The sequence below is a fragment of the Methylobacterium isbiliense genome, from assembly GCF_022179325.1.
Taxonomy (GTDB): Bacteria; Pseudomonadota; Alphaproteobacteria; order Rhizobiales; family Beijerinckiaceae; genus Methylobacterium; species Methylobacterium isbiliense.
In genome coordinates, this window is sequence record NZ_BPQQ01000113.1 from 1 (window position 1) to 11,472 (window position 11,472).

Annotated in this window: 11 protein-coding genes and 1 pseudogene; 8 read left to right on the forward strand and 4 right to left on the reverse strand. The window is 66.3% G+C overall.

Annotated features, from left to right (window positions below; all coding sequences use genetic code 11):
• Positions 1–63 precede the first annotated feature (63 nt).
• From MFF61_RS31800 to MFF61_RS31810, 3 genes and pseudogenes are all read left to right on the forward strand, one after another.
• Entirely contained in the window at positions 64–615 is a 552-nt protein-coding gene (locus MFF61_RS31800; protein ID WP_238241689.1) for a carboxymuconolactone decarboxylase family protein, read from the forward strand.
• Positions 616–1,310: 695 nt separating this feature from the next.
• Positions 1,311–1,913 (forward strand): phasin family protein, encoded by a 603-nt coding sequence (locus MFF61_RS31805; RefSeq protein WP_238241690.1) that lies wholly within the window; start codon positions 1,311–1,313, stop codon positions 1,911–1,913.
• Between the two features lie 1,094 nt (positions 1,914–3,007).
• Positions 3,008–3,955 (forward strand): annotated as a pseudogene (locus MFF61_RS31810) (methyl-accepting chemotaxis protein); the annotation flags it as partial.
• 2 nt (positions 3,956–3,957) lie between these two features.
• On the opposite strand, the gene MFF61_RS31815 reads toward MFF61_RS31810, so the two are convergent.
• Positions 3,958–5,138 (reverse strand): IS3 family transposase gene (locus tag MFF61_RS31815; RefSeq protein ID WP_238241691.1). Its coding sequence is split into 2 segments (ribosomal slippage): positions 3,958–4,877 and positions 4,877–5,138, totalling 1,182 coding nucleotides; the frame shifts between segments, so codons are not numbered across the junction.
• A gap of 47 nt (positions 5,139–5,185) precedes the next feature.
• The gene (locus tag MFF61_RS31820) at positions 5,186–6,538 is read right to left on the reverse strand and encodes an IS701 family transposase (protein WP_238241692.1); all 1,353 of its coding nucleotides are present in this window, start codon (positions 6,536–6,538) and stop codon (positions 5,186–5,188) included.
• Here MFF61_RS31820 and MFF61_RS31825 point away from each other — a divergent pair.
• The gene (locus MFF61_RS31825; RefSeq protein ID WP_238241693.1) at positions 6,537–7,469 is read left to right on the forward strand and encodes a universal stress protein; all 933 of its coding nucleotides are present in this window, start codon (positions 6,537–6,539) and stop codon (positions 7,467–7,469) included. The two genes, MFF61_RS31820 and MFF61_RS31825, sit on opposite strands and share 2 nt — an antisense overlap.
• 153 nt (positions 7,470–7,622) lie before the next feature.
• On the opposite strand, the gene MFF61_RS31830 is transcribed toward MFF61_RS31825, so the two are convergent.
• Positions 7,623–7,835, reverse strand: coding sequence for a hypothetical protein (locus tag MFF61_RS31830; RefSeq protein WP_238241694.1), 213 nt, complete (start codon positions 7,833–7,835; stop codon positions 7,623–7,625).
• Between the two features lie 195 nt (positions 7,836–8,030).
• Here MFF61_RS31830 and MFF61_RS31835 point away from each other — a divergent pair, with 195 nt between their 5' ends.
• From MFF61_RS31835 to MFF61_RS31845, 3 genes are all read left to right on the forward strand, one after another.
• Entirely contained in the window at positions 8,031–8,528 is a 498-nt protein-coding gene (locus MFF61_RS31835; RefSeq protein WP_238241699.1) for a Ros/MucR family transcriptional regulator, read from the forward strand.
• A gap of 317 nt (positions 8,529–8,845) precedes the next feature.
• Entirely contained in the window at positions 8,846–9,103 is a 258-nt protein-coding gene (locus MFF61_RS31840; RefSeq protein WP_238241695.1) for a hypothetical protein, read from the forward strand.
• Positions 9,104–9,218: 115 nt separating this feature from the next.
• A complete protein-coding gene (locus MFF61_RS31845; protein WP_238241696.1) occupies positions 9,219–9,551 on the forward strand; it encodes a hypothetical protein in 333 nt (110 codons plus the stop codon).
• Between the two features lie 164 nt (positions 9,552–9,715).
• On the opposite strand, the gene MFF61_RS31850 is transcribed toward MFF61_RS31845, so the two are convergent.
• Positions 9,716–9,916 (reverse strand): hypothetical protein, encoded by a 201-nt coding sequence (locus tag MFF61_RS31850; protein ID WP_238241697.1) that lies wholly within the window; start codon positions 9,914–9,916, stop codon positions 9,716–9,718.
• Between the two features lie 356 nt (positions 9,917–10,272).
• Between MFF61_RS31850 and pstB the strand changes: the two genes are divergently transcribed.
• Complete coding sequence (pstB, locus tag MFF61_RS31855) at positions 10,273–11,082, forward strand: phosphate ABC transporter ATP-binding protein PstB (RefSeq protein ID WP_238241698.1); 810 nt, start codon at positions 10,273–10,275, stop codon at positions 11,080–11,082.
• Positions 11,083–11,472: the final 390 nt, after the last annotated feature.

Consider the following 11,472-nt stretch of genomic DNA (forward strand, 5'->3'; position numbering starts at 1 on the left):
CCGCCTCGGCCGCAGCTGACTTGCACTGCTTCGTGTCACTGCTCGATCATCAGGAGATTGACTATGCAACGTATCGCTTCCGTCGATCCGGTCACGGCGACCGGTAATGCCAAGGACCTACTCGACGGCGTAGGCAAGAAACTCGGCGTCGTGCCGAACCTCTACAAGGTTCTGGCGCAGAGCCCAGCCGGCCTTGAAGGCGTGCTCGCCTTCTCCGGGGCGCTCGCACGCGGTACACTCGACGCTGCGACGCGTGAGCGGATCGCTCTGGCGATCGCGAACGTCAATGGCTGCGATTACTGCAACGCAGCTCACACAGCGCTCGCCAAGCGCCACAAGCTCGAAGAAGCGGAGATCGCGGCCAACCGAGAAGGCCGGTCGACCGATGCCCGTGCCGACGCGGCGGTCACTTTCGCCCGCAAAGTCGCGGTGACCCGCGCTGATGTGACGGAGGCCGACGTCGCGGCCTTGCGCGCAGCCGGCTACACGGATGCGCAGACCGTTGAGATCGTGTTGCACGTGGCGGCGAACGTGCTGACAAACTACGTCAACGAGGTGTTCAAGACCGAGGTCGACTTCCCGCATGCGGGATTGGCCAAGCGCATCGCGGATTGACGTCGGCCGCAGCCAAAGCCTGTGTGTTGGCTTTGGCTGCGGAGCTATGCAGGAGATTGGGTGACGCGCTGGGCGTGAAGGCGGCGTATCGAAGCGGGTGTTGTCCGTCGTCAGATAATTTGAGACAGGCTGCAAGCACACGACCGATCGCGCCGTGCGGCGACGTCTTTCTCTGCCGGTCAGCGTCGAGGATCTGGCGCATGGCCAAGCTCGGCCTTAGGCTTGGCGGAAAGAGCTTCGGGCTGAACTGATCCCATGCCGATCCGGCGCGAGCACCGCGGCTTCTACCCAATCGACTGGCCCCAGCTCTCGGCCGTGATCCGCTTCCGCCGAGCGGGTGGGCGCTGTGAGGGCTGGCGGTCACGCCAGCGCTCTAAGCTCTACCGTATGGGCGGCACTGCTGTAGGATGAGCTGTTTTATGCCTCGGGGGTGCAAATGGTTTGGTTGGAAATCGCAGCAGTAAACCTGATCGTGCAGTATAATCAGTTGCTTGAACCTTGAGCATGACGATTGATGAAATCTGAAAGATTTATCTTAGAGAAAATTTATCTTGGAGCCTTGAAAGCATTCAAATTGTCACGATATAGGTGAAGCCCACAAAAATAGCCAATTTCTTTCGCCGTATGGGCGCAATGTGCTTGTTGTATTCAGAAAATATCCCAAGTGCATACTCGCAAAAAGATTGGAAACCCCCATGACCTTCAATTCGACCACCGCGCCGAACAAGCAAGCCGAGCAAGCCGAAAAGCTTACCGAGGCTGCCAAGGCGAGCATCAACAAGACCGCCGAGCAGAGCGCCCAGTTCGCCGATGCCGCCCGCGACGACATGAGCAAGATGGCCGATCTCGGTGAAAAAGCCACACAGAACGTCAAGAAAATCTTGCAGACGAACGTCGAGACAGCTTCTCAGCATGCCCGCGAGGCCGCAGATCGTTTCACACGCTCCTTCGGCTTCACCGGACAAGACAGCGATCGCTTCGCCCGTCAGTCCCAGCAGAACTTTGAGGCGGTCACGCGCTGCGGCACGGTTCTGACCCAAGCCGTGCAGGACGCCTCTCGGGACTGGTTCGAGCTCGGCCAGAAGCAGTGGCAGCGCAATCTCGATGGCCTGAACAAGCTGACGCGCGCCACCTCGCTTCAGGAGTTCACCGCGATCCAGAGTGAGCTGATCCGCGAGGGGCTGCAGCACATGGTGCAGGACAGCAAGGCCATCGCCGAGGGTTCGGTTCGCGCGGTCGAGGAGGCCAGCAAGGCATTCTCCGGCGTCGCCCAGCAGAGCTCCACGCTCACCCGCTGAGGCCCATAGCGCCTGAGCCAGACACCTCGAAGCGCAGCAACACCTGGGGCGGTCAGATCGGCCGCCCCATCTGCCGGCCCCCGTCGCACACTAGCGCGGCCAGCGACCTGATCTCCGGCTACATCGGCGCTGCACCCCGCTTCACGATCTAGGCGATGTGCGCCCGACCGCACCCGGTTGCCGCCTGGATCTGGCTCCACGTCATCTGGGATCCGGCCTGACGATCGTCGCCTCGCGCGAGACCGGCCCATTCGCATAAGCGCCGGTATGGAACGCGTTACGGAACCTCCGGACAGTGTTCGGAAGTCCTCGCGGGCGTCTCGCGCCAGCCCCCAGTCGAGCCCCAGATGATCGGCCTCAGGCGGGGCCCACGCGGGCGCGAGGCTAGACTGCAATAGTCTTTCTGCGCGCGAGACCCCTGGCACGCCTTGTGCGACACTAAGGAGGTCCCGCGCCGGTCATCCACGGCGATGTGGGACGGCGGGCCGGGCGGTGGTCTCCCTTGAGAACACACGTGAGAACACACGCCCGGCCCGCACGGACTTCCCTGCTCATTGTGGGCGAACCGCCCCGCCTCTCGTGCGAGGCTCTCCCCGTTCCGCACGGTTCACGCTCCCGCAGCGGGACAGCGGGCCAGGTGTCGGATCCCACCTTTTCGACATCCAGCCCGTGCTGCAATTCCTGTCCTGATCTTGGTCAGGGAGCCGCTCCGTGGCTGTGCGAGGCTCTCCCCGTTTCCGCACGGTCCACGCGCTCCTGCTGCGGGACAGCGGGCCGGGTGTCGGATTCCTCCCTTGTGACACCCGGCTCGTACCTCTCTCCCTTCAGCGCGCAAAGGAGCGCCGGCGCGGGGGGGACGGCCGGCGTTCAGGATGGTCGATTGCTTATACGGGAAGTCAACCGCCCCAAGCAGATCGGGTTCCTCAGCAGGTGCCACGCTCCAGCCGCCCGGAGCAACTCGCTGAGACTCAGCTACGGACTAGGCCATATGGCAACTACTTTATGCCTGTTGACTTAGTTCAGATCCAGACTGACTCTGTGTCAGTAATCTAAGGTAATGAGGAACGTATCTTGATGGTGCTATGAGCAGGGCGATGGCTACGACCTCCAGTGCAACCATTCTGGTCGGCGATAGCGTGCCGACACTGTCTCAAGTTGCAGAGAAGACAGACGAGGTTCGCAGGATTGCAGGTGACAAGATCCGGTCGATCCAGGCGATCACCGCGCAGGTGAAGATGCTCGCGCTGAACGCGCTGATCGAGGCGGCGCGGGCCGGGGAGCAGGGCCGCGGCTTCTCGGTCGTGGCGCAGGAGGTCCGGGCGGTCGGCGCGCAGGTCGAGAGCATCGCCGCATCCCTCGAAGCCGAACTCGCCGGGCGCATCACCGATCTCCAGGGTATGATGCGCCGCCTCTCCGAGACCGCCCAGGGCGAGCGGATGGTCGACCTCGCCCTCAACGCGGTCGAACTCATCGACCGCAATCTCTACGAGCGGACCTGCGACGTGCGCTGGTGGGCGACCGACCCGGCCATCGTGGATTGCGCGGCCGCGCCGGATGCGGACCGGGCCGCCTATGCGGGCGAGCGGCTCGGCGTGATCCTGTCGGCCTACACGGTCTATCTCGACCTCTGGCTCTGCGACGCCTCGGGCGTAGTGGTGGCGAACGGCCGCCCGGACCGCTTCCCGGGGGTCGTGGGGGCGAGCGTGGCCGGCGAGGACTGGTTCCGGCGCGCCGCGGCCCTGCCGAACGGCGACGCCTACGTGGCCGCCGAGGTGGCGGTGCGCCCGCTCCTGGGCGGCGCCCAGGCGGCCACCTACTGCGCCGGGGTGCGCGAGGGGGGCCGCGCCGACGGCCGCCCGCTCGGCGTGCTGGCGATCCATTTCGACTGGGAGCCGCAGGCCCGCGCCATCGTGTCGGGCGTGCGGGTCGCGCCGGAGGACCGGGAGCGCACCCGGGTGATGATCGTCGATGCGGCGGGCCGGGTGCTCGCGGCCTCGGACGGGCGCGGCGTGATCAGCCCCCACGGGGTGGTCCGGTTGGAATGTTAGTGGACCGTAGGCCTGTCCACCACAGGTAGCTTGGCCGGCAGAGCCGGTCGGGCGAGCGCAGCCGGCCAAGCGGTCAAGGCGGGCACGACCACCTCGGGGGCTGGCGGCCGGTAGCCCAGAGAGGCGTGTGGCCGAACCCCGTTGTAGTGTCTCCTCCAGCTCTCGATCAGGATCTGCGCCTCTCGCAGCGAGTAGAAGATCTCCCCGTTCAGCAACTCGTCCCGTAGCCTCGCGTTGAAGCTCTCGATGTAGCCGTTCTCCCAGGGCGAGCCCGGGGTGATGTAGGCCGTCTTTGCGCCCACAGCGGTGATCCACTTCTGCACAGATGTGGCGATGAACTCAGGTCCATTATCGGAACGAACGTGCGCGGGCACGCCACGCAGGATGAACAAGTCCGAGAGCACATCGATCACGTCCGCTGCCTTGAGCTTGCGGGCCACGCGGATGGTCAGACACTCGCGGGTGAACTCGTCGATGACGTTGAGCAGGCGGAACTTGCGCCCGTCATGCGTGCGCGCCTCGACGAAATCGTAGGACCAGACATGGTTGCGGTGCTCGGGCCGCAGCCGCAGGCAGGAGCCAGCCCCATCCCATAGCCGGCCCTTCTTGGGCTGGCGGGCCGGCACCTTCAGCCCCTCCTGCCGCCAGAGCCGCTCCACCCGCTTGTCGTTGATCCACCAGCCCGCCGCCCGCAGCAGGGCGGCGATCTTGCGGTAGCCGTAGCGGCCATAGCGGCGCGCCAACTCGATCAGGTCGGCGAGCAGCGCCGCCTCGTCCTCTCTCCCCCGCGGCACCTTGCGCTGTGTCGAGCGATGCTGCCCGAGCGCGCGACAGGCGCGCCGCTCGGAGACCGTCAGCACGGTCCGGACATGCTCGATGCAGGCGCGTCGGCGCGCGGGGCTCAGAAGTTTCCCCGTGCCGCCTCCTGCAGGATCAGCTTGTCGAGCGTGAGATCCGCGATCGCCTTGCGCAGCCGCTGGTTCTCGGTCTCCAGCTCCTTCATCCGGCGCACCTGGTCGGACTTGAGCCCGCCGAACTCACGCCGCCAGCGATAGTAGGTGACCTCGCTCACGCCGATCGCGCGGATCGCGTCGGCCACGCTCTGCCCCTGCGAGACCAGCACATCCGCCTGCCGCAGCTTGGCAACAATCTCCTCGGGCTTGGGTCGCTTCGCCATCTCGTCCGTCCTCCTGGCTCACAAGCCATACTTCAGGGCGGACCACTTCAAGGGGGGCTGACCAGGGCATAGGCCCAGGGTGCGGGCAAGCGGAAGCGGGGTTTTGTTCGGGCGGGCCGACGCGGTGATGTTGCCAAAGTCCGCTCGCGCCAGATCGCACAGCGCACGGCGGCCAGAGCATCGGCGAAGGTCGGACGCGGTTTGGAGTACCACGCGGCGGCCGCGATCCGTTGTCGTTGGCGGGCCGGGAGCCGTGCAGCCAGCAATGTGACGATCGAGAACAGGGCGAGCAGGCAGGGCGTGGTGCGGGCAATCGCCGTGTTGGACCACTGCCGCTGCGTCTCGACGCCGAGATGGGCGCGCACCTCCCGGAAGGTGACCTCGACGGTCCAGCGCCGCACGAACCACCCCACGATCTGCGCGGGCTCGCGCGTCGGATCGGTGCACAGCAGGGCCTGGGGCGGGAAGCGCGCCTCGGGATCGCGGATGAGCACCCAACGGATCGGCACGACGGGCAAGCCGCCGTGCCGCCACACCGCGGTGCCCGAGGCGATCTCGATTGTGCGCTTGCCCGCCCCGTACCGGCCCGGCACCACAACCGCGTGCCAGCGCGTGTCTTTGGCCGCGAGGGTCACGGCGAGCGTCGGCGGCCGCGCGCCTTTGGTCCGCGGGTGTCCGATCGTGCCGGGCAGCCGCGGCGGGGCGGGGTCGTAGAGTGCTGCGTCGAGCCGCAGGCGGGTGATCGCCGTGATGCGGGCGCGGCGCATCGCGTCGAGGAACAGCAGGCCGGAGAAGCCGCTGTCGCCCACCACAACGAGATCGCGGCCCGGCAGCCAGCGCCGCGCTTGGAGGGCGAGTTGACGCCCGACGTCGAGCAACGGCTTGTGCCGACGGCCCCGTTCGCGACAGGCGCGCTCGGACGGCACCAGCGCGGTCAGGAACGGCAGCGCCCAGATGCGCCTTGCCCAGGGGATTGGGGCGAGCAACATCAGGCTCATCCAGCGCAGCCCGCTCGCCTTGACGAAATGACTGTCGGAGGAGCGAACCGGATCACGATAGATGCCCTTGGCCGCGATGCGTTTGCCGCGGCGGCGCTCGATCATGTCGTCCAGTCCCAGGACCACGGGGCCGCGTTGCGCGAACGCGTCGATGAGGAGCCCGAGCAGGATACGGCTGCCGCTGCGCGGGCACCACGCTGCCCGGTTGAGGATGCGGTGGGCGTTCACGAACCGTCGCTCCTGTGCACGGCCCATGATGCGCAGGACGCTCGTCACCGTGCGGCGGCCCGGCGTCAGGATCGCGCCGGTCAGCAGAAGCTGAGCATGGCGCCACGAGCGTTGGACGAACAGCGGCGCGAACGCCAGGATGAGCCCGGCGAAGCAGGTAGGCAGGGGCAGCATGGCGGTGTCTCTTGGCGGGGACGCAACCAGCCTACCCGCCACACCTGCTTCGTCACCTCACACCCTCAACGACCCGCCCAATTGGCCAAAGTCGAGCTTAGGCATTCGCGACGTCCTCGTCGGCACCGCCGTGGAGACCGAGCGCGAGGAGGCTTCGTCCGCCATCGGCTACGGCTTGACGCTGGCCAAGGCCGCCGGCGCCCACCTCACCGTCCAGTCAGCTTCTTGGCGCCTATCCGGCGACGACGCTTGGCTCGGCGACTTCTACCACGAAGGCGTCGCGGTCATCGACCGCCGCCTCGACGCGCTGGCTCGCTCCATCGCAGCACGCTCGGCCGGCGACGCGGTGCAGGCCGGGGTGGTCTGCACGACCGAGGCACCGAGCCTGCCCTATCCGGACATCGTGAACCGCTTGGCCGCGCAGGCTCGGCTGCACGACCTGACGATCCTCGACATCGGCCCTCGAACCTACGACCTCGACCGCGAGATGGTGGAGAAGGCGCTGTTCCATAGCGGTCGCCCGGTCATCGCGGTGCCGCCAGGCCACGCGGCGTTCTCCGCCCGGCGGATCGTCGTCGCCTGGGACGGCAGCGCCCAGGCGGCACGGGCCACCAACGACGCGTTGCCGTTCCTGCGCGCGGCCGAGGCGGTCGAGATCGTCTCGATCGGCGACGAGGCGGAGATCCACGTCGAGGTGCCGGGAGCCGAATTTGCGCCCCACCTCGCGCGCCACGGCGTCAATGTCTCCGTCAACGATCTGCCGAAGGGCGAGAGCGTCGCGGCCACCCTGCGCGCCCAGGCCAGCCTGTTTCGGGCCGAGATGGTCGTAATGGGCGCCTACCGGCACTCGCGCCTGCGCGAGTGGTTCCTGGGCGGCGCGACCCGATCACTATTAGCCCAGAGTCCCGTGCCTCTGTTCCTGGCTCACTAACGGGCTTGCGATCCCGCTCGCGCGCATGGGCAATGGGTCGGGATTGCCAACCTTCGTACTTGTGACCATGTTGGCACTTCTGCTTCGCTCTGATCACGCAGGCCTGAGTTTGCGCGATCGCTGATCCGTTAGCCCGAACGATCCGCAGGCAGATCAAGCAGTCTCGCGCTCCTTGGCTTCGGACGCTCGCAAGCGTGCCGCGTCGGCCTCTGCGGCCCAAGCCGCCAACGCCACTTGATCGGGAACCTCCTCCTCCGAGCCCCACCAGATCGTGTCGCCGTTGCTCATGACCGCGTACCGGGTCAGCCCGTGCGCGCCCATCTCGACGATCCGGCCCGGCCGCCAAGCCCTGTCCATGATGCCCATCGGCACGGCTCCTTGCTCGCCTCACCTACGAACGACCGGCTGCAGTCGTACGTTCACGGCCTGCGAGGTCCTTGTCCCACATCAATGCGGAGTTTGCGCTCTCAACATCGGGGTAGATCTGTGTGAATGCTGGATTATGCCGTTGACCTGATGATCGTGCCAACCCAGAACGAGGTGTCATCACAGGATCAGCAAATGACCGACCCTACTTCAGGCACTTCCGTCGAGCTCGCGGCCGACATCGTCTCAGCCTACGTGTCGAACAACAACGTGCGGGCCGCCGATCTGCCCGACCTGCTCAGGAGCGTGCACGATGCGCTCGGCAATCTCCTGAACCCGCCGCCTCCTGCCGCCACGGAGACGCCCAAGGCGACCGCGGTTCAGATCAAGAAGTCCATCACGCCGGACGCGCTGATCAGCTTCGTTGACGGCAGGCCGTACAAGAGCCTGAAGCGGCACCTCAGCAGCCAGGGCCTGACGCCGAACGACTACCGGGCGAAGTTCGGCCTCCCGCCGACCTACCCCATGGTGGCGGAGAGCTACTCGGCCGCCCGCTCGGAGCTTGCGAAGAACCTCGGGCTCGGCCAGATCCGCCGTGAGCGGGACGCCGCGAAGCCGGTAGTGCCCGATTCGGCCGTGAAGGAGCCTGCTAAGCGCGGACGCAAGCCGAAGGCTGCAGCAGCGGCCGAGTAGGTGCACAGCCCATTCTCACGAGCGCGACATGGGGCGCCCAGGCGCTCCATGTCCGTCGCGTCGGTGCTCCTCGTCTTGCTGGGTGCCGCGATCGCGATCCTGGGCATCGCTTTCGCTGCTGGCGACTTCGTGGCGAACTGGATCAGGGCCTTCGGCTGATCCGGTTGCGGCCTTGAGCGCGGATTGGTGCGGCATGCCGGTACCCTGCTTCTACCCCGTCCACGAGTTGACGACGGCATTCCTTTGGGTGCACCTGTGGCGGTGCCAGCGAAACAAGCCGGGGCGGTATCGAGGTCTGCCGCTATGGGAGTTCGGCCGTGGCTGACGCGCAGACCTTCAGCGATCTCTACAAGGCCAAGTGCCTCACCGACGATGACCTGACCACGGCCGTCGCCGGCTATCTCGCCGACCCGACGCCCGGGCCGCGCGCGATCGTGGAGGGCGTCTCCCTCGACATCGCTGCGGCCGTGAAAGCAAACCAGTGGGCTCGGATACTCGTCTCGGCCCCAAGCTTCACCCCGGCGCAGCGACAGATGGCGGTCCGCACCGCGATCCTGCTGGCGAAGGTGGGGTGAGACTTGGAAAGGATGCTGCGTGGCTCGGGAGGCGAATGGATCAAGATGATCCGGCAGACTGTTGACGCGTGACAGTTCGGCGTACCCGTCCGCGCGCGCAAACGAGGTGACGTCCATGACGAACCCGGTGAACCGCTGCCTCCGCAAGCTCGACCATGCATCAGCCGTTTCCGACACGACCATCACGGCGCTCGTGGCCGATGCCCTCAACGAGTTGGAAGCGTCCTATGGCCGTCCGGGCGACCGCATTTGCGCGCTGAAGGACGTGCTCCACAGCTACAGTGAGCGGCGGTCTGACCGGCACGCAGCACCGTTCCATCGCTTCCTGCCGAGCATCGTCGATCAGCGTCAGACCGCCCTGTCGCGATCGGCGCCTCGACAGGTGGAGCGGGATCATCGCCGCGACGGACCGCGATCCGCCTGCGGCACGAACAAGCTGTACGCCTGAGGCGATCCGCTGCAACGATTGCCGCGCAGTGTCGCATGACGAGGGTTGGCGTGAGGCGGCGATCGGGGACCGGGATCACGGTCTGACGCAAAAGCATGTCAGGAAGTCATTGCGTCAGGTGCAATCGCGGTCTGGAGCCCTACAAACGACGGCGTTGCCGCCGGCTACGCCACTTGAGTCTGTGGTGACAGGCGGGCCGGATTACAATCAGGGCGCACCTCAGCCAGGGCGAGGTTGCCATCGTCGGGCTCCGCCCGGAGACACAGGCTGCTGACGGAGGCGCCGAGCATCCGGGCCAATGCCAGCGCGTAGGGCCCGACTGCCTCGCCGAGACCATCGATGACGACGAGCAGATCCTTGATCATCGCGTGGGCACTCCGTCAGGATGCGGCCGGCTTGGATCTGCCGTCCGGCACTGCATGGAAACGATCTTCGAATGATCACGCTGGGGTGCGGCCGGCGCGTTGATGCAGCGCAACCCCGACGGATTTTGTCGCTCGTCAGCCAATCCCTGCAACCGGATATTTAGCCAGTGAACATATAGAACAACGTTCGATGGCGGGACGGAATGAATTCTTCTCAAGGCCTGACAGGAATGGCTGCAGACCTTGATCTGGCGCAACGACGCCGTGCGGATCTGGATGACTGATGGTGCGCGCAGGGATGCGGCTGCACCTGGGCGGCGTTGCCCGGAGCGGCTGAGCCGCCCCACGAGGTGAGCATGACGACCGTCGCCATCACCGTGACGCCGAGCGCCGCCGTTGCGCCTGACGACCTGCAGCCCTGCATCGCGATCCGCGATCTCGACTTCTGGTACGGCCAGAACCACGTGCTTAAGGCGAACAGCCTCACCGTCTTCGCGCACCGCGTCACGGCGCTGATCGGTCCTTCTGGCTGCGGGAAGTCGACGCTGCTGCGCTGCCTCAACCGGATCTGCAGCCTCTATCCCGACCAGCGCGCCACCGGCGAGATCCTGTTCGAGGGCCGCAACATCCTGTCGGACAAGATCGACCTCTGCGAACTGCGCGCGCGGATCGGCATGGTCTTCCAGAAGCCGTCCCCCTTCCCGATGTCGATCTACGAGAACGTGGCCTTCGGCATCCGCCTGAACCATCGCCTGTCTCGGTCGGCCCTCGATGAACGGGTGGAGGACGCCCTGCGCAAGGCTGCACTCTGGGACGAGGTCAAGGACATACTCCGGCAATCGGGCGCGAGCCTGTCGGGGGGGCAGCAGCAGCGGCTCTGCATCGCCCGCATGCTGGCGTTGAAGCCGACCGTGCTGTGCTTCGACGAGCCGACCTCGGCCCTCGATCCGATCTCCACCGGTAAGATCGAGGATCTCATCGACCAGCTGCGTCAAGACTTCACCGTCGTCATCGTCACTCACAACATGCAGCAGGCCGCCCGCATCTCGCAGTTCACGGCCTTCATGTACCTCGGCGAGATCGTGGAGTCCGGTACGACGGAGGACATCTTCGTGCGCCCGCGGGATCCGAGAACCTCGCGATACGTCACGGGCCGCTTCGGCTGAGAGAACAACCGCGACCTTGCGCCAGATCAACGCGGACGGTCCGGAGCATGGGCTTACTCGTGCGATGGGCCTGCCTCGACGTGGGGGCGGTCCGGTCGGATCGGCGGCCGGGGTCCTGACATGGCTTCGAAGATTGCATTCGGCAGCGGCCTGCTCCTAGGAGCGGCCGTCGCCGCGTTCCCTTCAGCCGAGAGACCTGTCGGGGTCGCGGCCGGGCGTTATGCCTGCGGTGCCGCGCATCGGAGTGGGTCGCCTCGATCGTGTCGGCTTCGCGCAGCGCCACATGCCCTTCCCCATCGCTCCGCGTCGTGACCGAATAGGTGCCGGAACGGTCTTGGCCATGGTTGGACGACTCAGCACGCGCGATGAAACCGCGAGGTTCGCGAGCCC

Excerpts from the sequence above, each read along its gene's own strand:
- MFF61_RS31830 (WP_238241694.1), bottom strand. The coding sequence starts at position 7,835 with ATGGGCATCATGGACAGGGCTTGGCGGCCGGGCCGGATCGTCGAGATG.
- MFF61_RS31835 (WP_238241699.1), top strand. The coding sequence starts at position 8,031 with ATGACCGACCCTACTTCAGGCACTTCCGTCGAGCTCGCGGCCGACATC.
- MFF61_RS31845 (WP_238241696.1), top strand. The coding sequence starts at position 9,219 with ATGACGAACCCGGTGAACCGCTGCCTCCGCAAGCTCGACCATGCATCA.
- MFF61_RS31800 (WP_238241689.1), top strand. The coding sequence starts at position 64 with ATGCAACGTATCGCTTCCGTCGATCCGGTCACGGCGACCGGTAATGCC.
- MFF61_RS31825 (WP_238241693.1), top strand. The coding sequence starts at position 6,537 with ATGGCGGTGTCTCTTGGCGGGGACGCAACCAGCCTACCCGCCACACCT.
- pstB (WP_238241698.1), top strand. The coding sequence starts at position 10,273 with ATGACGACCGTCGCCATCACCGTGACGCCGAGCGCCGCCGTTGCGCCT.
- MFF61_RS31820 (WP_238241692.1), bottom strand. The coding sequence starts at position 6,538 with ATGCTGCCCCTGCCTACCTGCTTCGCCGGGCTCATCCTGGCGTTCGCG.
- MFF61_RS31850 (WP_238241697.1), bottom strand. The coding sequence starts at position 9,916 with ATGATCAAGGATCTGCTCGTCGTCATCGATGGTCTCGGCGAGGCAGTC.
- MFF61_RS31805 (WP_238241690.1), top strand. The coding sequence starts at position 1,311 with ATGACCTTCAATTCGACCACCGCGCCGAACAAGCAAGCCGAGCAAGCC.